The organism is bacterium, from assembly GCA_035419245.1.
Classification (GTDB): domain Bacteria; phylum Zhuqueibacterota; class Zhuqueibacteria; order Residuimicrobiales; family Residuimicrobiaceae; genus JAKPUX01.
Map to the genome: position 1 here is coordinate 252074 of DAOLSP010000003.1, position 23196 is coordinate 275269.

Below are 23196 nucleotides of genomic sequence, written 5' to 3' on the forward strand. Positions count from 1 at the left end.
GGCCTTTGCTTTTCTTCTTTTGATCCCGTTCCCCCCTTTTGGCATAGTGTTTGCGAAATAGGAGGGCGGTGGGAGATCCTCACCATTGAAAATATTGAAGTAAGTATCGAAAATAATAGCCGAAATATGAATTTTCTTGTTCGTTGCGCAAACAAGTGTTTTGACATGAAACAGAACCACGCATCGCAACTGCATTGGAGGTTACCCATCATGAGAATCGCGTTGTCGTTCTCAAAAGCCGCAACTCTGGTTGTGCTCCTGACACTCGCTCTGGCCTTCACGGCTTTTGGGCAGGATCCCGTCACCGCCTATTTCGAAGGATCCGGCACTCTGAGCAGCACATCCTGGTCTGCCGGTGATTCGCTGGTCTATAATGGCAATCTGCATTCCACCAAAAAACTGACCGGGGCCAAACAGATCGCGGTCTACACAGGCAAGGCCAATGCCAATCAGGTCGACATCCGCTGGGCGCCCTCCGGTGACGGATGCGAGACCGCTTATACCGGCTACGGTGGGGTGGTCTTCATGCAAACCGCCAACTTCATGGGCAACGGCTATTTTGCCAATTATTACAGCGGGCAGATCAAGCTCTTCAAGATCACCGCAGGTGTGACCGCCAGCTCGGGGACGACGGCAAACGTCTCATCGCCGCCGACCATGGCGGCAGGTTCCCTGTTTACGGTACGGGTCAATACCGCCACCGGAAAATTCGAGTATTTTCTCGACGGCAATCCCCTCGGCTCGATTACCAACACCGATTATAGCCTCGCTTCCACCTGTTACGGCGGCGCCCTGCTCTACAGCGGTGCAGCGGTGGACAATGACATCGAAGAGATGACCTTCAGCACCTATACGCCGCCGACGACGACCGACACCACCGCCCCTGCCGCTGCGACGATCTCGGCAACGGCGGCCAGCTCCAGCTCGATCACGGTAACCTGGACCGCCCAGTCCGATGATGGCGGCCCGACCGGCACCGGCGCGGCGACCTCCTACGATCTGCGTTATAGCACCTCCACGATCACCAGCGCCAATTTCTCCGCGGCCACCAAAGCTACGACCGGCACGCCGAAAGCCCCCGGCTCGTCCGAGTCGGTCACGGTCTCCGGCCTGAGCGCGAGTACCAAATACTACTTCGCCCTGGTGATCAAAGATGAGGTTCCGAATACCTCACCTCTCTCCAATGTTGCCTCAGCGACCACCTTGGCCGGCGGCGGTGGCGGCGGGACGCCATCCACGGGTTGGAACAGCCCCATCGTCGATGATTTCAACCGGACTTCGCTCGGTTCCGACTGGTCCGCTCCCAAATTTGCCACTGAGAACAACGAATTGACCATCTCGTCGGCCAACGGCTACGGTCTGGCCGCTTTCGCCCGTTCCGGCGCAAACAAATCGGCCGGCGCCGATTCAATCAAGCTTTCGATGACCATGGGCGCCTCGGCCATCTATTACCAAACCAGCGGATATATACCAGTCGGTTTTGCCCTGATGCTGGATTCGCCCGCATCCACGGCCAATGGTTACTGGCTACGCCGCTCCGCAAACAAGCTCTCCCTCTACCAAATCACCGGCGGCGGTACGACGTTCAGCAGCCTCGTGAGTGAGACCAATGTGACCAAGACCGCTCCTGCTGCCGGGCAGAAAGTTACCGCCATCGTCAAGGTCAGCGGCACCTCCCTGACGGTTTCTCACTATATCGACGATGTGTTTGATGCGACACTGAATCTGACGTTGCCTTCGGCGCCCGGCGATACCTGGTACGTCGGCGTGGTGATGTACGAGGATGGTGTCAGCAATTTTAATATAGATAATTATTCGGTCTATCTTCCCAATCTCGGTTCAGCCAGTGCCAGCCGCATAGCCTACATCAGCGGCAGCAACCAGTCCGCGCCCATCAACCAGTACGTAGCCGATTCCCTCAAGGTCAAGGTGACCGACGATGCCGGCAATCCGGTGAGCAATGTCGTTGTGGATTTCCAGGTGACCCAGGGCAAGGGCACCGTCGAAACCGGCACCTTTGACGGCAAAATCTGGAAAGAGGTGGAATCCGGTTCGCTCGGCATCTCCATTGCCAAGGACACCACCTCGGCGACCGCCTCCGGTGGCCATTATATCAAAACCTCGTTCACTTCCGGGTATCGCTACAAAGAAGCGGTCTCTATTCCGGTCTATGTCCCTGAAGAGCGCTCCTACTATTTCTATCTGCGGTATAGAACCACCTCCACCAGCCGGAATAATGTGATCGTCCGCTACGGAACCGCCAAAACCGACACCCTCTACTGCGAAGTGACGGATGTCTCGGGCGCCTGGGCCTGGTACAAGTTTCCCAGCAGCTTCAAATTGACCAAGGGTTTGCAGAATATCCGCCTGGTTATTTATGAACCCGGCTGGGACTGGGACAAGATCGCTCTAATTGCCAGCGGCGTGACTGGCCCCTCCGGCTCCACCATGGGCGAGACCGGCCCGAACCTCTCCAACGTCTCCAACAGTGCCGGCTACGCTGCGGCGCGTCTGAAATTCGGCACCGACGCCGATACCAATGTGGTGGTCTCCGCCCTGGGCTACAAGGCGGACGGCACCACCCTGTTGACCGGTGCCCCGGTGACCTTCACCCTCGACCCGACGCCGGGGCCGGCTGTCGCGATGATCAAGGATCCCGAGCTCACTGATCCGATTCTCGGCACCCGCGATGAGACTGCCGGCGCCACCCTGATCGCTGACATTATTGACTCCTATGGCAACGGCGTCCCCGGTACCACGGTGAACTGGAGCCTGCTCTCGGGCGTCGGCGGCTCGCTCTCCAGCGCGACCTCAACCTCGGATGAGAAGGGCCAGGCTAAGGTCACCATGACCCTCGGACTGGTCGACACCCTCTTCAAGGTCCAGGCCGCGGCCACCGGCGGCGGCGGCACCGCCCTGACCAACTCGCCGCTGACCTTCACCATCAAGACCGGCAAGCCGCCCGCTTCCATGACCAAGATCTCAGGCGACCAACAGACCGGCATGGTCGGCGTCATGCTGCCCACCCAGCTCAAGGTAAAGGTGCTGGGCACGTCCGGCGGCAATTACCCCAACTACCCGGTGACCTTTACCGTCAAGAGCGGTGACGGCAAGGTGAGCTCGGTCGCAGCTCCGGCGCCGGTGAGCAGCCTCAAGGTGCTCACCGACACCAACGGCGAGGCCGCAGTCTACCTGACCCTCGGCGACAAACCCGGCACCACCACGGTCGAAGCCAAACTGCAGGGCCTGGCCGCGATACCGGTCCAGATCTTCACTGCCACCGGCACCATCGGGCCCCCGAGCATCCTGGCCATCGCCTCCGGCAATAATCAGAACGGCTCGATCGGTTTGCCCCTTGCCGATTCACTGGTTGTCAAGGTGACCGACTACAAGAACAACGGCATCGCCGGTCATCAGGTCAGTTTTTCGATCATTGATGGCACCGGCGCGTATCTCGAGACCGCCGGCACCCGCACCCTGACCCGCTACACCAATGGCTCCGGGCGCGCAGCGGTTTCCCTGATAATGGGCAGTGCGGTCGGCGAAGTTCACACCGTCCGCGCCACCGCCACCGGCCTGAATCCGGAGTATGTCACCTTCTCCGAGACCGCCACCAATCCGGTGGCTTCCCGGATCGAATATTTCTCCGGAAATGCACAGGATACCACAGTCACCGCCAGACTCTCCAAGCCCTTCGTCGTCAAGGTGTACGGCCCCTTCGATGCCGTCATCGCCGGCCATACGGTCCGCTTCAAGGTGGTCAAGGGCGGCGGCAATTTCGACGGCCTCAGCGAGAAGGCGGTGGTCACCGATGTCAGCGGCATGGCTGCGGCGACACTGACCCTTGGTAAAACCGCCGGCGACAGCGCCAACGTCATCGAGGTCTCCTCCTATCGCGCCGACCAGCCCGCAATGCACCTCATCAATTCGCCGCTGCGCCTCTGGGCCAGCGGCCGCGCGGGCACCGCCGCCAAACTGGTCAAGCTCGCAACGACGGACAATCAGAGCGGCCCCAATGGCCAGGAACTGACTCAGCCCATCAAGGCGCAGGTAACGGACGTCTATGGCAACGCCATATTCAACCACTCCGTCACCTTCCAGGTGGTCGGCTCGGGCGGCACCTTTGTCGATATCGACGGCGAGAGCACTGTCAAGACCATCTCCACCGGAACCGACGGCTATGCGAGTGCACGCTGGAAGATGCCGACCGGCTATCTTGGCTCTGTGCAGGTGCGCGTCGACGCTCTGCGCAATGACGGCGCGGCCTTGACCGATAGCCCGGCCTTTTTCAACGCCACTTCGGTCACCGGCGACGCCTACCAGATGGTCAAGTGGTCCACGCCCGACACCCTCAAGGGCATAGTAGGCAATGCCATCACCCAGAATGTCAAGGTGCGGATCACCGACAAGAACGGCCAGTCCAAGACCGGCTACATGGTCACCTTCACCGTGACCCAGGGAGCCGGCAAGGTCAATGGCGCGAGCTATGTGACCGTGCCGACCTCCGCCGACTCGGGCATCGCCCAGATCACCTGGACCCTCGGCACCACCTCCGGCACGGCCAACAACGTGCTCGAGGTCCGTTCCGGCGTGGTCCTCAATCCGCTGCTGGTCTTCAAGGCCACCGCCCTGCCTGATGTAGCCTATCAGCTGGTGCCCGATGCCGCGACGGCCAATCAGATCGGCAAGGTCGGACAACCCCTGGCCAAGGCGGTCCGCGTGCAGGTCAAGGACAAATACGGTAACGGCGTGCCCAATACCCCGGTCCTCTTCCATGTCAGCGGTGTCGACAGCCTGCGTGGCAGCATCAACGGCCTGGCCGAAACAACGGTCAACACCGATCTGGATGGCTATGCCAGCGTTTACTGGACGCTCGGCAAGCGCCCGGGCAGCAAGAACAACGCCATGGAGGTGAGCGCCCGCTATAACAGCACCAATCTGGTCAACTCACCCTATCTCTTTTATGCCAGCGCCATCGTCGGCGACCCGAAACTTTTGCTCATGGCAAGCGATACGACGCTCTTCCTCGGCATCACGGAAAACAAGCTGGGTGAGCTGCTCAAGGCAAGAGTGACGGACGAATTCAAGAACCCCATTGCCAATCATTCGGTTACCTTTACCGTGACCTCCAATGTCACCGCCGGCGGCGGCACCCTGGATGGCACCGTCAATACGACGGCGACCAAGACTACGGACAGCAACGGTCTGGTCTCCGTCCAGTTCTATCTGGGCAAAATCGCCGGCAACAAGAACAACCGCATCGAGGCGACCGCGGAGTACAACGGCGCCAAGCTCACCGGTTCGCCGCTGCTCTTTTTGATCTCCGGCACGCCCAGCAATGCGGATAACCTGGTTCTGTCGGCAGGCAACGCCCAGAGCGGCACCGTGGGCAAGTTCCTCGGCAGCGAGTTGGCGGTGATGGCGCGTGACAAATATAACAACCCGGTCAAGGGCCATCCCATCGAGTTCCGGATCATCGTCGGCGCCTCCGATTATGCCGCGCTCGGCACCGATACCGTGCTGACCAAGGTCATCAACACCGACGCAGACGGCATTGCCCGCGTCAAGTGGCGGCTCGGACGCACCGCCGGCCTGGACCGCAACGTGGTCGAGGCTACTTCAACCAACGGCACGGCGGCTCTGAAAAACTCGCCGATCCGCTTCACCGCTGTCGCCATGCCGGACATCACCGACGGCAAGCGCTCCAAGATTCTCGCCGTGGATGCCGCGGTTCCGGCGGACGGCACCACCAAGGCTTCCATCAAGGTCTCCTTGCGCGATAAATATGATAATGCCGTGACCGGAAAATATGTCACCTTGCTCCCGAATGACGCGACCACCTACATCACCCAGCCGCTGACCACGTCCGATGTCAACGGCGATGCGGTCGGATTCGCCACTTCGACCAGGGCGGGACGGAAGTGGATCAAGGCGCGCGACGTCAACAACAACATCAGCATCGCCGACAGCGTCATGATCACCTTCAATCCCCTCGGCGCCTACGAGATCGCGCGCGCGACCAGCAATGACGGCGATGCCCAGACCCGTAACGTCGCCACGGCCTTGCCTCTGCCGCTGCGTGTGGTCGTGCGTGACCGCAACGGTAACACCATCGCCAATCATCCGGTGACCTTTATGCCCACGCAGGGCGGCGGCACGATGATCGATCCGCAGGTCATCTATACCGACAGCACGGGCGTGGCCCAGGCGCGCTACAAACTCGGCAAGTCGGCGGGCGTCAATTTCGTCGAAGCCCGCGCGATCAAGAACGACGGCAGCGGCGCTGTCCTGAGCAACTCGCCCGTACGCTTTACCGAGATCGCCGTCGCCAACCCCCCGGCGAAACTGACGATCCTAGGCGGTGACAATCAGACGGCGCAGCCCGGCAAGGCCCTGCCGCAGCTCTTCAAGGTGCAGCTGAATGACATCAACGACTGGCCTGTAGCCGATGTTCAGGTCAAGTTCACCGTCCTGGTCAACAACGGCGCCATCACCAGTACCAATCCGGCGACCACCGACATGTACGGCCAGGCCACCGCCCAAGCCGTCGCCGGCAGTGGGAAGGGCAACACGCTCTATAGCGCCAGCCTGCCCTCCTATGCGGCCATCAGCGCGGTCACTTTTACGGCGACGACCACTTCTGGACCGGCCAGCAAGATTGTCTACCTCCTCGGCGGCGATCAGACTGGCACTGTCGGCCGCACCCTTTATACGCCTCTGGTGGTGCGCGTCGAGGATGAGTACGGCAACGCCGTTCCGGATTGGCCGGTCATGTTCAACGTGGTCGACGACGGCACGGTCTCCGGCAAGGGCACCCTCGACGGCGGCGTGACCGGCCTGACCGCCACCTCCAACGCCCAGGGCACCGCGATTGCCAACTACACCCTCGGCACACGGGCCGGCCTCAACAAGGTGCGCGCCTCGGCGGTCAATCTCAATCCCGCCTTCATCGAGTTCTTACTCAATGGCGAAGCCGATTATGCCTACACCATGGAGAAGATCGAGAATCCCAATCTCCGCGGCCAGGTTGGCAAGGTCATGCCCGATCCGATCCAGGTGCTGATCAAGGACCGCTACGGCAACCCGGCTCGAGGCGGTACTGTCCAGTTCGTCGTAGTGCCCGGCAGTGGCAGCATCGAGGGACCGAGCGTGGTGACCTCCGGCGCCGACGGCATCGCCAGCGCCCGCTGGAAGCTCGGCAAGCAGGGCCCCAACGAGGCGCTGGCGACGGCCAGCCTGCCCAGCGGTTCGCCGACGGTACGCTTCACCGCCCAGGGCGACAACCAGAACTATCCGGTCTTCGCGGCGCTGGGTTCCTACACCATCAACGAGGGTGAACACCTCCGCTTCTCGGTCAACGCCACCGATGCCGACGGCGACCAGATCTACTACAGCGCCGCCAATTTGCCCGACGGCGCCACCTTTGAACCGGACGGCAGCACTATTTACTGGTTCGACTGGACGCCGACCTTTGACCAGGGCGGCAAGACCTACGTGCCGGTCTTTACGGTGCAGGACAACCAGGGCGGCAAAGCCATCGATTCGGTGCGGATCACCGTGACCAACGAGAACCGGGCGCCGCGCCTCGTCGCCTCCGAACCCGCGACGGAGAGCATTACGGTCAAGTGGCCCAACTCGGTGACCTTCTCGGTTCAGGTCGAGGACCCGGACAACGACGCCCTCTACTACACCTGGAAAGTCGGTTCACAGGCGGTCTCGAGCTCCTCATCCTTCACCCTCAATTCCCAGTACTATCCCCAGGGCTTTTATCTGGTGACAGTGGAGATCTCCGATGCCGCACACACCCTGACGAAGTATTGGTCGGTCAATCTGCAGGTCAGCGTCGAAATGAAGAGTTTCACCTGTACCAGCGTCGAGTACGAGGGCGTCAGCCTCGAATGGCAGACGGCCGCCGAGAGCGACAACCTCGGATTCAACGTGCTGCGCTGTCGTACCGAGAAGGGGACGTATGAAAAGATCAACAGCGCCCTGATTCCCCCGGCGACGGACGGCAAGTATACCTGGATCGACCAGAGCGCCCAGGCCGGCGAGCGCTGGTATTACAAGCTCGAGGACATCAGCCGCAGCGGCGTGACCACCCAGCACGGTCCGGTCGTGGCGGAGATGCCGGTACCGAGCAAGTTCGAGCTCGCGCAGAACTATCCCAATCCCTTCAATCCGGTGACGACCATCCGCTACCAGCTGCCGGCGGAGGGACGGGTGCTGCTGCAGATCTACAATACCAACGGCCAGCTCATCCGTACCCTGGTCGATGGTGAGGTTCCGGCCGGATACCACCAGATCGTCTGGAACGGCCGCAACGACGCCGGCGCACCGGTGGTGACGGGACTCTATTACTACCGCATCGTCGCCAACGGCATGAGCGTGACCAAAAAGATGGCCTTGCTCAAGTAGAGTTGGCCATCCCCCGCGCAGTACAAAAAAGCCGCCCGATCCGGGCGGCTTTTTTTATATTGACGGTATGCGATTTTTTATTTAAGTTGAAGGATAATTTATTGCAAGGTGCACATAACCGGGTTTCCACCTGGCCCACCTGCAAAGAAGGATCGCTACGGCATGCAAAAAAGACTGTGGTATTTGGCGGCGCTGGTACTCTGTTTTGCCCCTTCGCTGCTGGCGGGGGAGGCCGAAGCCGCTGCGGGCGGCATAAACCTGGGCGAGGTGCTTCCGGTCTGGAGCATCATCCCCTTTCTTGGCATCCTGCTCTCGATCGCCCTTTTCCCGCTCTTTGCCCCCCATTTCTGGCACCATCATTACGGCAAGGTCTCCGCGTTCTGGTCGCTGGTCGTGGCCCTGCCCTTCGTCCTTGCTTACGGCCATCCCGCGCTCCATGAGATCCTGCACATTGTGCTGATCGATTACATTCCCTTTCTCATCCTGCTGCTCGCCCTTTTCACCGTCGCTGGCGGCATTCTGGTGGAGGGGACTCTCCGCGGCAATCCGCTGCTGAACGCCCTGCTGCTGCTGATCGGCACGGTGATCGCTTCGTGGATAGGCACCACCGGGGCTTCGATGCTGATGATCCGTCCGGTCATCCGCGCCAATTCCCATCGCCGCAGCAAGATGCACGTCATCGTTTTTTTTATTTTTCTGGTCAGCAACATCGGCGGGGCACTGACTCCGCTGGGTGATCCGCCCCTCTTCCTGGGTTTTCTTCATGGTGTCCCCTTTTTCTGGACCTTTAAGCTCCTCCCCGAAACGCTCTTCGTCGTCGCAATGGTCCTGGTGCTCTTTTTCCTGATGGACTCTTATCTCTACCACCGCGAAAAACAGGCGGGCACGCTGAAAGAACCGGCAGGAGAAAAGGTGCCGCTGCGCATCCGTGGGGCGCACAACCTCATTTTTCTGGCTGGTATCATCGGCGCCGTGCTGATGAGCGGCACCTATCATGCAGGAGAGGTCAAGATGCTCGGCATTCATCTTGGCTTGGCCAACCTGTTCCGGGATCTCGTGCTGCTGATTCTGGTTGCCCTTTCGTGGGCGACCACGGCCCGCGAGGTGCGCAAGAAGAACGAATTCACCTGGGGGCCGATCATCGAGGTAGCGCTGCTCTTCGCGGGGATTTTCATCACCATCATCCCCGCACTGGCGATGCTACGCGCTGGCACCCATGGCCATCTGGCCTTCATCATCAACGCCGTCAAGGAGCCCTGGCACTATTTCTGGATTACCGGCGTCCTGTCGAGCTTTCTCGACAATGCCCCGACCTACCTGACCTTCCTTAATACCGCGCTCGGCAATTTCTACGCCGGTTTGCCGGAATCCCAGGCCATTCCCGCCCTGATCGCTGAAAAGGGAATCTTTCTCAAGGCGATCTCCACCGGCGCCGTCTATATGGGCGCCAACACCTACATCGGCAATGCCCCCAACTTTATGGTACGCTCCATTGCCGAGGAGCAGGGCGTCAAGATGCCAAACTTTTTCGGTTACATGGGCTACTCCCTCCTGATCCTCATCCCGACCTTCATTCTCACGACCTTCATCTTTTTCTGACCCCATAATAAAAGGCGCCGCTGGATGCAGCGGCGCCCGGAGTTCCCTCCTTTGTGCTCCCCCTGGAGGCTGCCGCGGCGAAAGGCCGGCTGACAACGGGTTCGGGGGGCGTGAGCGGGCCTCAAATCGGCGGCTGGGCGTGACACTCCGAACACGGGGCCTCTTTCCAGCCGTCGCCAATATCCTCGGGATGGACGAACTCGAGCGAACTGCCGGCATTCGAATAGACCATCGCTCCGGCCTTGCCCTGCGCCTGGATGTCGTGACAGAGATTACACTCCTTGGAAATCACCCGTCCCTGGGCGCTGACGTGCTCACCATCGTGGCAGCGAAAGCAACCGGGGGAATTGAGATGGCCGATGTGGTCGGGATAGTCGTTCCAGGAGACCTTCATCCCCGGGAAGAGGTTGCGGCTGTAGGCCTTCTGGGTTCCGGCGAGTGCGCGTTCGATCAACGCTCCCGTCTCCGGGCTCTGCGCGCCGGCCAGGGTGGCGCCGAAGGTACGCAGGTGGGCGGCGATCCCGGCCTGGGCGGAGTCCGGGGTCCCGTAGGTGGTCATGCAAGCCTCCACCGCTGCCCGCTTGATGCCGGGCAGGGCGGGATCGATCTCGCCGGCTGCCATCGCGCTGTTGATGAAGCGGTTGGGATCGTGGTAGCCGTGGCTCGGCCGGTTATGGCAATCGATGCAATCCATCTCCCGGACTGGCAGGGCCGCCGTTTCAGAACCGGCCGACGGGCTATCATAGACTATTTTCTCGCCGTTCTTGCGGTTGGTCATGACAACGCGGGGGATCTCGAGCCGTTTTGCATCCGCCGCGAAATAATCGATACGGATGTCGGGATTGATATGCCAGTGGATCCCGGAACTTTGCCCCAGGGCGGCATTGCCGCTGCCCGTATTGAGGAGCAGATTGATTTCCCAGCGGGTGTTGTTCTCATCTGGAAGAAAATAGATCTCGCGGCGCAGCTGTTTGCCGTAAATCTTTTGCGGCCAGTGGCAGGACTCACAGGTTTCGCGCGCCGGGCGGAGGTTGGCCACCGGCACGGGAATGGGCCGGGGGTAGACATTCGCCAGGGTGGCATAAACCTGATACAAGCCGCTCAACTTGGATTTGACATACCAGTTTGCGCCCGCGCCGACGTGGCATTCGACGCAGGTCACACGAGCATGCGGCGAGTTCTGGTAGGCGGTGTGCTCCGGCTCCATCACCTTGTGGCAAAGCTGGCCGCAAAAGGGAACCGATTCGGTGAAATGATAGGCTTCATAGCTGCCGAGGGCGGAGAGGAAGAGAAAGATCGTGGTGCCGAGGGCGAATATGATTGTGGCGGTCCGCTGCTCGGGCTGGTTGAGATCGAGCACCGGGAAGCCTTTCTCCAGGGTCTTGCCCTGACGCCGCCGTCGGCGGATGAACTGCCACATCCCCAGCGGAATGAGCAGCAGTCCGAGGATGATGAAGGCGGGGATGACGATGAAGAGGACAATGCCCACATAAGCCCGGTCGACGCTCGAGAGCGAGGCCAGGACATAGAGAAAGACGAACATGAAGAGGGCGATCAGAGCGATCACCGTGCCCGTGTAGGAGACCGGATTGTAGTAGGAGTCAGGCAAACGCAGTTTCATGAACAGTTCTCCCAAAAAGAAGAAGCCGGGGCGTTATGCGCCCCGGCTTCGGTTAAGCCAGGATGAGACTAACTATTTCAGGAAGATCATCTTTCTGGTGAGGGTCTGTCCCTCGCTTTCGAGGCGATAGATATAGGTGCCGGCGCTGGCGACATCGCCACTGTCGTTGCGGCCGTCCCAACTCAACTGATGGGTGCCAGCCGCGAAGGCGCCGCTGGCCAGGGTGCGCACCAGCTGGCCGCGCATGTCGTAGATCTTGAGAGCAATGCGCTGCTGTGCCGGCAGGCCGAAGGAGATCATCGTGCTGGGATTGAACGGGTTCGGATAGTTCTGTTCCAGTGCGAATTCGGTCGGCAGGCTGGCGTTGATATCGACGGCCGTGACGTTGAGCATCACGCTGGCGAAAGCGCTGCGGTTGCCCGAGAAATCGGTCGCCGCCAGTTTGTAGTAATAGGTCTTCTTGTTCAGGGCCGAGCCGTCGACGAAAGCATGGGTCGTCAGTTTGGCCAAAGGCTGAACCGCATCCGGATCGAAGGAGGCGGTTTCGCCGCGGTAGAGGGTGAAGAACTTGAAATCGGCGTCCACCGGTTCATCCCAGGTGAGGGAGACACCGGAGCTGGAAACGTCAGCGCGCAGGTTCATCGGCACCATGGGTTCCAGATTGTCAACCGAATAACCGCTGTCGGGCGCGGAGGCACTGTACCAGTAGGGCAGGTCGGTCTGGCCGGTGACGACGAAAACCGACCAGTGCTGACCACCGGTTTTGGTCGAATCATAGAGGGTCGGGGCCACGACGCTGTACTGTGGCAGCGCGGCAGCCGGAACCGACGCGACAAAGTCATAGAGATCCTCTTGGAACTTGACGCGAACCTCGGAGGTCAGAGTCGCCGGTACCTCGTCGAAGGAGCGGTAAAGCCTGGGTGCGGCCGCCAGCGTGATGCCCGCTGCGGGCGCATCGACGCGGCGCCAGACATTGTAGTTCCGGATCGGCATGTCTCCGGGACCGTCCGCCGGGAATTTGCTCCAGATCACCCGCACCTGCTTGCCCTGGTCATGCGGCACATCGCTGATGCTGCGGATCACACCGGAGCCGATATCGCCATACTTGAGCGAGGCGATCGAGCGGCGCAGCAGGGTGGCTGCATAGGCCGTGTTGTGGATGCCGCCGCTGAGATCTTCCTCGACAAAGTAATAGTTAAAGGCGGCTTTGAGCAGCAGTTTGCGGTATTCGGCGATTTGAACGGGTTGTCCCGTCCAGTCATAATCAGCCTTGGTGAGGACCACGTCCGAGCCGGTGGGGGGCAGAATTTCGGCCAGTTCCTCCATCAGACCCTCGATCTCGGCGGTCGCGCTTTCCAGGGTGCCGTCGTCATCATAATCCTGGGCTGCGGGGATATCGTCGAACGATTTGATGTCGCCATGGCAGGGCTGACAGACGAAGACCTTGTCGACATCGTCGGCGGTATTTTCAGTGCCCTTGTCGTCGACCATGGAGAAGGTGTGATTGTGGTCGCCAGGGTTGCCTGCGGTCGCCATGTGGCAGGTGACGCAGGCGTCTTCCGTGGTGAGGATATGGCCGGTCTTGGCGACCGGCAGGCCATAGTGAATGCCGTTGCTGGCATTGATCATATCCGCCTGAGCGCTGCCGTGTGGGCCGAAATGCGTCGAGATGTTGGCCGGATTGGCGGAGTAGACTTCGGCATTCTGACGGCCGTGATGGCAGGCCATGCAGAGTTTGCCGGTGCCGCCATAGGTGACCACGCTGCCATCGCCGAGGGTGACATCGGCCATGGTACGGATCTGGCCTTCATAGGTGCCGGAATGCGGATCGTGGCAGACCGCGCAGGACTGCTGGCCAAAGCCGTTGGTCGGGCGGCCATCAAGGCTCGTGGTCTTGGGGTCGACGCGGCGGATGAAAGCCCAGCCCGAGTGGCACTGGTCGCAGGTGGCGCGTGTGGAGTAGTTCTCCATCACTCTGGCGTGTCCCGATTTGGCCCACTGGATGTTCTTGACGTTGTAGGGCGGCTCCTCATGGCAGCGGCCGCAGGTGCCCTCATTCAGGCTCATGTCGATCGCGCTCTTTTTGCCGACATGCTGGCTGCCAGGGCCATGGCAAACCTCGCACTGGACATTGGACATCTGGGCCAGGCGCGGATAATTGGCGATCAGGCTGGCCCAATTGCCCGCCTGCAGTGGGGCCGGAAAAACCCAGCCGAGCTCAGCCGCGATGTCATCAAAGCCGTTGTTGACCGCAGTCGGCGCGGCGTTGTAGCCGGTTACATGGCAGGAAAGACAATAGCTGGCGAAATGGCCCGGCGTGTCGATGTTGTCGCTCAGGCCGACAAAGTGTTTGGTCTTGTTCCACTGGTTGGTGTTCTCGTAGTGGCAATAGGTGCACTGGCCGCCGGCGACATCGACACCAAATCCCCACTGGCCGCCGACACCGCACCACTTTGCCGCGGTGAGGACAACGGTGGTTTCACCGGTGCCGTCGGCGGTGGTGACCGACAGGACCACTTCATACTGGCCGATTGCGTCGGGAACCAGCTCGACCTTGGCCGTGTTGGTAGCAGAAAGGGCTGCGTTCGAGGCGGCCGGCTTCGTCTTGAGTGTCCAGACATATTTGGTCACCGTGCCGGAGGAAGCGGAACCGATCAGATACCAGGTTTCGCCGACACCGATGACCTTGAGGCCGCTCGAGGTCATCATGGTGCTGCCTTCGACATCGACGGAACTCAGGGCGTCCACGGTGATCTTGGCCGTCGGAGCCGCCGCCCAGGCGAAGGCCGTGATGAGCAGAAGACTGGTGAGGGCAGCAAAGATGGTGATGAATTTCGGATTCATGGGACCTCCCGGGTGATAGGGTAGTTGATTAGAATATCAAGGTACACCGAATTCAGCGATAGACCTCCTCTTTTAGCTTAAAAATGGATGGAATTTAGGGTTTCAAAAATAGTTCAATAAAACGAAATAAATTGACTTAAGGGAATGTAAAATATTTAATTATGGAATAATATAGGCGGAGGTTTTTTTTCAGGCAAATCTTTTATTGGGATTCTTTGCAGGCATGGCTTGTTTTGCTGAAAAATACGGCACCTGCTGCCGATTCCGTGAACATCCAGGGATGCAGGGGTCCATTGTGCTGAAATAGGCAACGTCGGCAGGGTTGCATGGCGAGAAGCGACCTAAAAAAGTGTAGAAAAGGCTTGCAATTGGGCGTTCATATGGTTATTTTTAACGGAAACCCGCAGTTGTGGGGGGGGGGGAGGTTCGACCAGCGTCCCATACGCAAGGAGGTCAATTCGATGAAAAGTTTAATCTGGAAATTTGCCCTGGTCGGCGCGGCACTCGTGCTGGTACTGGCGCTGCTGACCGGCTGCGGCGAAAAGCAGGCAGCGCCAACCGCTGCGGAGCCTGTTGCTGCCGCCGGCGAGTGGACCCTGGATAATCCCGCTATCCAGGCCGTGGCGGCCGTGCAGGAACGGCACACCGCCAGTCTGATGAAGAACAGCGAGGTGGTCGGAACCTATGTGACTGTCACCGAAGCGGGTCAGCCGGTGATCGTGGTGATGACCAAATCGCCCGTCCTGCAAAAGGGCCCGGGCGGTCTTCCCGCTGAGCTCGAGAGCGTCCCCCTGCTGGTCCAGGTCACCGGCGAGATCAAGGCCATGAAGAGTTCAAGCAGCACGAGCCATACCGCGAAGCAAACCCCTCCGATCCAGCTCGGCACTTCCGGCGGCTGGTCCTATGACCTGGCCAACGGCTACTGCTGCGGCGGCACCCTCGGCTCCCTGATCAAAATCGGTTCAGCTCAGTACATCCTCAGCAACTATCACGTTCTCGAAGCCGACATCGTTTCCGGTGGGAATAGCCGAGTCGCCACAAGCGGTGATCCAGTCATTCAGCCCGGCCTGATCGACGTCAACTGCAGCGCCGCCGGCGCCCAGAACGTCGCCACCCTGGTTGTGAAAAATTCTTTGCCGAGCAACAATGTCGATTGCGCCGTCGCCCAGGTGATATCAGGGATGGTGAGAACCGACGGCTCGATCCTCGAGATCGGCACCCTTTCGGCGACTACGGTTGCCGCCTCGGTCGGCCAGGCGGTCAAGAAGAGCGGCCGTACCACCGGCCTGACGCGCAGCTCGGTCTCGGGACTCAACGGCACGGTCTCGGTGAGCTATGAGAACGAGTGCGCCGGCGGCACGGCCTTCACCAAGACCTTTACCGGCCAGATCATCATCGCTAACAAGCAAAGCAAGTTCCTCAACAGCGGCGACTCCGGCTCCTTGATGGTCCAGGATGTGACGACCAATCCCAAGGCGATCGGACTACTCTTTGCGGGCAGCAACACCACTGCCGTCGCCAATCCCATCAATGAGGTGCTCAGCTTCCTCGGTGCAACGATGGTGGGCAACTGATATGAATCGTGCGGGGCAAGTCCCCATGCACGAGCGGTTTTGTCTTGAACACCCGTCCTTGCGGCGGGTGTTTTTTTATTACCAGGCGAGGGAGGGGGCAGGGAAGAGCTCGGCGAGCCGGTGCCGTGCGGCACGGTTAATGCGCTCAGCCCAGAGGTCGGAAGGATTGTGGTCGTCAGTGAGCAGGCGCGCCTGTTCCGTTGCGGGGGTGTAGCGGTTGTCCCAGGCGTGGTTGCGCTGGACGGCGCACCAGCGTTGGTAGTCGTCATCGAGGAAATCGCCGGGATTCCCCAGCCAATCTTCGGGAAACTCCAGTGCCCGGTTAGCGGCCAGAAGCAGCACATTGCCGAGGGCGTTCGGCGGCTCGGCGCAGGGCAGAGCAAGGACTGTTTCGAAAACGCGCTTGAGGGTCAGCGCCAGGCTCTGCACCAGGGGATCCTGCCAACCGACGCATTCGACATTGACCGCCAGGACCCCCTCGGGCGACAGATGCGACCGTATCAGTTGGAAGACTTCGAGGGTGGTGAGATGAAAGGGGATGGAACTCGAGCCGAAGGCATCCAGGAGGATGACATCATAGGTCCGGGAACTTGAACGCAGGAACTGCCGGCCGTCGGCCAGATGAATCCTCGCCTCGCCGCCTTCCAGGCCGAAAAAACGGCCGGCCATCTCCGCCACGACCGGATCGATCTCGACCGCATCGACCTGCCATTCCTTCGCCGACCAGTTTTTCGCGACCGATCCCCCGCCCAATCCTATCAGCAGCATCTCCCCGGTCCGGTCATAAAAGTTGCGCACCAGGTCGAAGGCGGCCACATAGGGCATTTCCGTCGCCAGGGTGCGCGCCTCCGTAGCCGTATGGATCGCCCCGTCGATGAGTAGGAAGCGGGTGCCGTTCCGCTCCACCACACGAATCTCGCCGAAGGGACTCTGCTGTACGGTGAGCACCCCGACCCCCGGTCTGGTCTGCAGGCCTGAAGCCATCAGGGTGAGAGCAAGGCCGAGGATTAGGACTAGGCCGGCCCCCTTGAGATTGCGGCGCCCACCGAGCAGGACCGCCGCCGCAGTGATCAGCAGCAGCCAGGCGATGCCCCAGGTCATCCGGTTAATGCCGGCTGCCGGGATCAGCCAGTATCCGGTGAGAAGGGCGGAGAAGACGCTGGCCACGGTGGAGAGTGCGGAAAGCGATCCGGCGGTGCGGCCCAGCTGCTCCAGCTGGTGGGTTTTCAGTTTAAGGGCGTAAGGGGTCACCATGCCCAGCAGGGTGAGCGAGGGCGCGAAGAGCAGGGTGGCCGCCAGGAGTGCGGCGGCGCGGAGCCCGAGGGGCTGCAAGCGAAGCAGCACGGGTTGTTTGAGCAGGGGAACCAGCATCAGCCAGAGGCCGGCGCCGGCCGGAAGCGCTGCGAGCCGCTCCAGAGCGGCACCGCGGTCCGCCCAGCGGCCGCCGAGATAGTACCCGAGGCTCAGGGAGAGCAGGGTTACAGTGATCAGAGCCGCCCAGAGGTAGAGGCTGGAGCCGTAGAAAGGAGCGAGCACCCGCGTGCCCAGCAGTTCGATGGCGAGCACCGCAGCGCCCGCCACCGAGACGACGAGGTAAAGGAGAAATCGGGCCATGCCAAAAGACGCTCAGTGGTTCCAGATATAGTTCTTGGAGGGGTCGTTTTCATGGCATCCGGTGACACAGGTGCCGTTGGCGTGGTTCCACTGCCACAGATCGATGACCTCCGCCCGGCCGGGGGTATCGTCGTTGACATGGCCGGGGTCGCTGTAGACGGTCGGCACCTTGTGGCAGAGCAGACAGGTGTACTTTTTGTCCAGGACATGGAACTTGTGCCGCCCCACGCCCATGGCGGTCTCGGCCATGTTACCCTGGGTATCCTTCGGCGGTTGGATACCATCGGCGCTGCCATGGCAGAGGGTGCAATTCTCGGGTCCACCAATGCCGGTATGGCAAAGGGTGCAGCTTTTGCCCGAGGTGCCGCCGAGATAATCGGCGCCGTGGCAGCTCTTGCACGGAGTCAGGTCATGCTCGTCCTTGCGCAGCCAGGCTACGTGTGAGGCGGCTCCGGCGGGATGGGTCCAGTCCGCAGAATGCGGGTAAGAGGCGTGGCACTTGGTACAGCTGGCTTTGGCGATGCCGCCCTGGAAATCCGCCCCATGACAGCCGGAGCAGCCGCTCAGGTTATAGCCCTGGGACTTGAGCTGGACGCCATGGAACTGCGATGATGATTTTTCATACTTGAAAGCCGTTTCGTGAGGATAGGCCGTGTGGCAGGCGGTGCAGGCCTGCTTGCCATCCCCGCCCTGCAGCGTTGCGCCATGGCAAGCCTTACACTCATCCAGCTTGAAGCTGCGCACGGCGAGCCAGGCTCCATGCGAAGTGCTGCCAGAGCCCTCGGCCCAGCTGTCTCGGTGCGGATAAGAGGCATGGCAGGTGTAGCAGGACTGCTTATTGCCACCGCCGCTGTAGTCGCTGCCGTGGCATGGCTGGCAGCTGTTCAAGTTCCAGCCGGCATTTTTCGCCCAGGCGCCATGAAAGGAGGCGGAGCTGCTCTGCATCCACCCCGTGGCGTGCGGATAAAGGGCATGGCAGCTGGAGCAGGGCTTTTTGCCTTCGCTGTTCTGCAAATCCTCACCGTGACATGGGGTGCAACTCGTGGTTGCAAAGCCGGCCTTGGCCAGGTAGCTGCCGTGGAACCGGCTGTGCCCGACGGTGAGCCAATTCTCGCTGTGGGGATAAGTATCATGACACTTGAAGCAGGAAACCTTGGAGGTTCCTCCGGCGAGGTCCGCACCGTGGCAACTGGCGCAGGAGGCCATACCGGCGGACAGTACCTTTTGGCCATGGTCCGCCCGGCTCGAACTTGCCGAGGTGGTTTTTACCCAATTATCCGGATGCGAGTTGGAAGGCTGAGGCGTTTGATCTTTGGAGCATCCGGCCCACCAGATCGCAAGGAGAGAGAGCAGCAATGCAAGAATTGTTTTTTTCATTTTTTCTTCCCGATGGGCTCAGGTTATTTGGATGCGTGGCACTGGATGCAGATCGGCTCGCTGGCCGATTCGGCATGGCACACAGTGCAGCCATCCATGTCGGCGCGGGCGGCGCGTGCATGCGTCCCGCCGGTGGCGGGATTGGACCAGGCGGCGCTGGCATGCGAGCGCGGCATCACCATCTGGCTCTGATGGCAGGTGACACAGTAGCTCTGGTCGTCATGGCAAGTCAGGCATTGTTCCTTGTTACCCCGCGCCATCAAGCCGTGATTGTGGATGAAATTGAGGGGATGAGCTTTGCGGTCGAGATTCCCCCGTTTGTGACAAATCAAGCATTGATCGTCGGTGTGGCACTGCTTGCATTCGTCTTTTTCGGTCTGCATCCGAATGCCATGGGCTTTGGGCCAGTCGAGTGAGTGGGAAGCGGGCGCCAGCTTTTCCCCCTTGGCATGGCAGTCATAACAGTACCCCGGTTTGGCGAGGTCGTCATGACAGCCGGAGCAGGTGCTCATCTTGGGCAGATGCTTTGCTCCGACGGTCTCGCTGGCGGCGACGCCGGTATGGCAGGTGGTGCAGGTCACCTTGTCCGAGATGTGTTTGGCATGGGGAAATTTGGCAATATAGCCGCTGGTGCGCGGCTCGGGTTTGGCATGGTCGACATCGCTGTGGCAGAGGCTGCATTCGGCTTCGCGGTCGTGACAGGTATAGCAGCTCTCCATATTGGGCAGGAGATCGTCGGACGGCTGGAGGCTCTCGGCGACGGCGGTGTGGCAGTCTGTGCAGGCCGCGCCGACGCTCTCGCTATGCAGTTTGTGCGAAAACTTGAGTTCCGATTTCTGCGCCTCCGCGGTCAGGGTCTGGAGGAGGACCAGGGCAGAAAGCGCGGTAAGGCTGAACATTCTTTTCATGGAAGGGCTCCTCTGCGGCTACCAGCGGTAGGTGATATGGTTCAGAAAGCGCGAATCGTTTTCTTTCAAACGGTTGGTCAGCCACTGATATTCGCCGACAAAGTTCCAGCGGCCGAGGGAGTAGCTCAAGCGCGCGGCATTGGCGATTTGGTCGTCGTATTCGTATATGGTCTCGGTGCGGTATTTTGAATAATCGGCATACAATGAGGCGACCAGTTTGGGCAGGATCTCGTAGCCATAGTTGAAATAGGCGCTGATCTGGTCGCCGGTGTAGCCGGTTTCGTACATCATGCCGATGCTGCCGTCGTCGTTATTGAGAGAAAGCAGAATGCGGTCCGCCTGATCGGCGTCGAACATCAGGTGCTGATACTGGGCCTCGACGGCCAGACCCGGCGTAAGCGCATAGTCGGCGCCGGTGCGGATCTGCGAGTAGGGTTTGACTTCAAAGATGGTATAATAGGAGTTGGCGTAAACCTGCGGATTTTGCCGCTTGTATTCGATAAAAGTGGCCAGTTTTCCGTTCCAGGAACGGCTGGCGTTCAGCAGCAAACGATGGAGCCGCTCATTCTCGAGATCATAGTGGGACTGGAGCCGCAGCTGCACATAAGGTACCAGGTTGCTCTCCAGATTGGCCCCGGTGATTTGCCAATAGGCGGCCTCGCTGTTGAATTTGCGCAAATAAAAGAGCTGGGCGGTGGAGGCGTAGACCTTCTTCACCTGAAACGCGCCCCCCACAACCGATGCATCCGCGAATTTCTGGATCTTGAAGGCACGGGAGGCGACACTCTCAACGCCGCCATAAAGCTGCAGCGAAAATCTTTGATCAAAGGCATAGCGGGCATTGAGGCCGTCGAGGGCGCCCAGGGCGGTGCCAGGATGGAGAAACTGCCGGCCGAAAGCCAGGTTCAGCTTGCCATCAAGCAAGTTTCTGGCCTCGAGCGTAAGAGCGAAGGCGCGGAAGCGCATATCATTATCGAGATCCTGGTTGGCATCGGTCAGAAAACGAAGATTGGAATTCAGGGCGAGGTGCCTGCAGGGGCTGACGGCAGTGAAATTGAGGTACTGGAAGAAACGGGTATGCACTTTGTCACTCTCGAAAGCATAGATCGAGTTGCGCGCGCTGCCATGGAAGGTGATGCCCTGAGCAGCGAGAGCACCGGCCATAAAAAACAGGAGGAGCAGCAGGAAGTGCAAACGGTTTTTCATGGTTCCTCGCGAGGTTGATTAAAAAATGGTTCAACTATACGAAATAACAAGACATTAGAAATGGTCCAATGCCACGAAAAAACATAAGGACTATGCAGCAAAAAAACAAGCAAATTGTGCGCATGTTGGGCGTTCTGCAGCATGAACCGTATTTTGCCTTGTTATTCAGGCGCTGCTTTCCTACATTGCAGCCTGGCCCGGGTTTCACTCGCCCATCGAGCAGGAGGCACCATGAGATCGGTCTTTCCTTTCCGGATTCTTGATCTTTCCCATCCCTTTGCAGCGGATATGCCGGTCTGGCCGGGGGATCCCCCCGTTTGGATCACCCCAACCGCAGGATATGAACGGGAGGGTTATCTCCTGAATGCCCTCTCTTGCGGTGAGCACAGTGGCACCCATTGCGGAGCACCTTGCCATTTTGTCACCGGCGGCACCAGCATGGACCGCTTCTCCGCGGAACAGCTTGTGGCTCCCCTGGTCAAGATCACCCGCCGGCTGCATCAGGACGATCTACTCACCGCTGCGGGCGTGACCGGTTGGGAAAAACGCTTCGGTCCGATCGCTGCTGATGCCGCAGTGGTGGTGGAGACCGGCTGGAGCAGCCGCTGGCCTGACGCGGCAGCTTATTTGGCCCGCGATGCCGGTGGCACCATGCACTTTCCGGGGATCAGTCTGGAGGCGATGCAGTTGCTGGTAGTGGAGCGCGGTGTGCGCATTGTGGGAATCGATACTCCCGGAGTGGATGGCGGTGCTTCGGCTGATTTTGCCGCCGGCACCCTCCTGGCGCACCATGGAGGCCTGCACCTGGAGAATCTGGCCCGCCTGGCGCAGGCGCCGCCAACGGGCGCCTGGCTGATCATCGGTGCCTTGGCCATCACAGGCGGCAGCGGCGCACCGGCAAGGCTGCTGGCCCTGACACCGCGGGCCTGAGAGGACAAAAAAACCTTCCGGAGGATGAGGCCGGAAGGTTTTTTTGCAGGCCATACTCAGGAAAATCGGTACGCCTTGAGGGTCTGGAGACTCTCGGTGACCACCACCTTGACAAAGCCGGTGACGGGGACCGAAAGCAGCATGCCGATGAGGCCGAAGAGGTTGCCGCCGATGATGCAGGTGACCAGGACCAGCGCCGGATGGAGGTGAACGCTGCTCGAGACCGAGAGCGGCTGGATACAAAGATCATCGGCCAGCTTGAGGCCGAGAAAGAGCAGCGCAACGTGCCCCCCGGCCGAGAGATCGCCGTTCTCCATGATGGCGATGATGATCGACGGAATGCCGCCGGCAAACGGGCCGACGTAGGGGATGAGATTGGCCAGGCCGGAGAACGGCCCGAGTAGAAAGAAATAGGGCACGCTCAGGGCACCCAGGCCGATCGTTGCGAGCGTGCCGATCGAAACCGCATCGATGAACTGGCCGCGTAAATAGTTGCCAAGTTGCTGGTCCATCTTGTGGATGAGATCGAGACTGAACTCGAAATAGCGGTTGGGGACCATCCGGATCAGTCCTTTCTTCCAGCTGCGCGCATCCTTGATAAAAAAGAACATGAGAAAGGGGATGGTGACCAGGGCGAGAACGATCTCGACCACATCCTTGACGAGGAAGTCGATGATCTTCTTGCCGAAAGAGGCCTTGAATTCCGCCAGTTTGACCTTGAGGTCGATATCGCCATATCCGAGCCAGCCCATCTTGGCTCGCACCACCTCCTGCAGCTTGGCGAGGGCAAGATCGGTCTTGGCTGAACTCTCGCCGCTGCCCATCGCGATCAGCTGGGCCTTGAGGGCTGGCACGAAGGTGAGCAGACTGATGATGAGCAGCAGGGTGATGGTCAGCAGGATGATCCCCGCCGCAGCGGTGCGTGAGATGCCGTGCGCTTCCATGCGCACTACCAGCGGATCGAGGATGTAGGCGAGTAGAATGGCGATGATCATCATCTGGGCGACGCCGCCCATGGCGAGCAGGATGATGATCAGCACCAGCACAAACAGGAGCAGCAGCATCTTGCGGGTACTGGGGTCGCGGAAGGAGATCATGCGTTCACCTC

Annotated in this window: 12 protein-coding genes; 4 read left to right on the top strand and 8 right to left on the bottom strand. The window is 60.2% G+C overall.

The window, feature by feature from the left end; all coding sequences use genetic code 11:
* The coding region (locus PLH32_06940) for a hypothetical protein (protein HQJ64332.1) at window positions 1-195 on the bottom strand (195 nt) is incomplete at its 3' end.
* 15 nt (window positions 196-210) lie between these two features.
* Here PLH32_06940 and PLH32_06945 point away from each other — a divergent pair.
* A complete protein-coding gene (locus PLH32_06945; protein ID HQJ64333.1) occupies window positions 211-8415 on the top strand; it encodes a FlgD immunoglobulin-like domain containing protein in 8205 nt (2734 codons plus the stop codon).
* 162 nt (window positions 8416-8577) lie between these two features.
* Window positions 8578-10014 (top strand): sodium:proton antiporter, encoded by a 1437-nt coding sequence (locus PLH32_06950; GenBank protein ID HQJ64334.1) that lies wholly within the window; start codon window positions 8578-8580, stop codon window positions 10012-10014.
* A 121-nt stretch (window positions 10015-10135) separates the two neighbouring features.
* Here the strand turns inward: PLH32_06950 and PLH32_06955 are convergent, their stop codons facing one another.
* Window positions 10136-11635, bottom strand: coding sequence for a NapC/NirT family cytochrome c (locus PLH32_06955; protein ID HQJ64335.1), 1500 nt, complete (start codon window positions 11633-11635; stop codon window positions 10136-10138).
* A gap of 72 nt (window positions 11636-11707) precedes the next feature.
* Window positions 11708-14479, bottom strand: a complete 2772-nt coding sequence (locus PLH32_06960; protein HQJ64336.1) for a FlgD immunoglobulin-like domain containing protein — start codon at window positions 14477-14479, stop codon at window positions 11708-11710.
* A gap of 461 nt (window positions 14480-14940) precedes the next feature.
* Between PLH32_06960 and PLH32_06965 the strand changes: the two genes are divergently transcribed.
* A complete protein-coding gene (locus PLH32_06965) occupies window positions 14941-16053 on the top strand; it encodes a hypothetical protein (protein ID HQJ64337.1) in 1113 nt (370 codons plus the stop codon).
* Between the two features lie 78 nt (window positions 16054-16131).
* Here the strand turns inward: PLH32_06965 and PLH32_06970 are convergent, their stop codons facing one another.
* The 4 genes from PLH32_06970 to PLH32_06985 are packed head-to-tail and all read right to left on the bottom strand — an operon-like array spanning window position 16132 to window position 21158.
* On the bottom strand, window positions 16132-17667 hold the full coding sequence (locus PLH32_06970) for a fused MFS/spermidine synthase (GenBank protein ID HQJ64338.1): 1536 nt from the start codon (window positions 17665-17667) through the stop codon (window positions 16132-16134).
* A 12-nt stretch (window positions 17668-17679) separates the two neighbouring features.
* The gene (locus PLH32_06975; protein HQJ64339.1) at window positions 17680-19044 is read right to left on the bottom strand and encodes a hypothetical protein; all 1365 of its coding nucleotides are present in this window, start codon (window positions 19042-19044) and stop codon (window positions 17680-17682) included.
* Between the two features lie 23 nt (window positions 19045-19067).
* A complete protein-coding gene (locus PLH32_06980; protein ID HQJ64340.1) occupies window positions 19068-19952 on the bottom strand; it encodes a cytochrome c3 family protein in 885 nt (294 codons plus the stop codon).
* 18 nt (window positions 19953-19970) lie between these two features.
* Window positions 19971-21158 carry a hypothetical protein gene (locus tag PLH32_06985; protein ID HQJ64341.1) on the bottom strand — a complete coding sequence of 396 codons (1188 nt, stop codon included), beginning with the start codon at window positions 21156-21158 and terminating at the stop codon, window positions 19971-19973.
* 231 nt (window positions 21159-21389) lie between these two features.
* Here PLH32_06985 and PLH32_06990 point away from each other — a divergent pair, with 231 nt between their 5' ends.
* The gene (locus PLH32_06990; GenBank protein ID HQJ64342.1) at window positions 21390-22088 is read left to right on the top strand and encodes a cyclase family protein; all 699 of its coding nucleotides are present in this window, start codon (window positions 21390-21392) and stop codon (window positions 22086-22088) included.
* A 56-nt stretch (window positions 22089-22144) separates the two neighbouring features.
* Here the strand turns inward: PLH32_06990 and PLH32_06995 are convergent, their stop codons facing one another.
* The gene (locus PLH32_06995; GenBank protein ID HQJ64343.1) at window positions 22145-23185 is read right to left on the bottom strand and encodes an AI-2E family transporter; all 1041 of its coding nucleotides are present in this window, start codon (window positions 23183-23185) and stop codon (window positions 22145-22147) included.
* Between the last annotated feature and the right edge of the window lie 11 nt (window positions 23186-23196).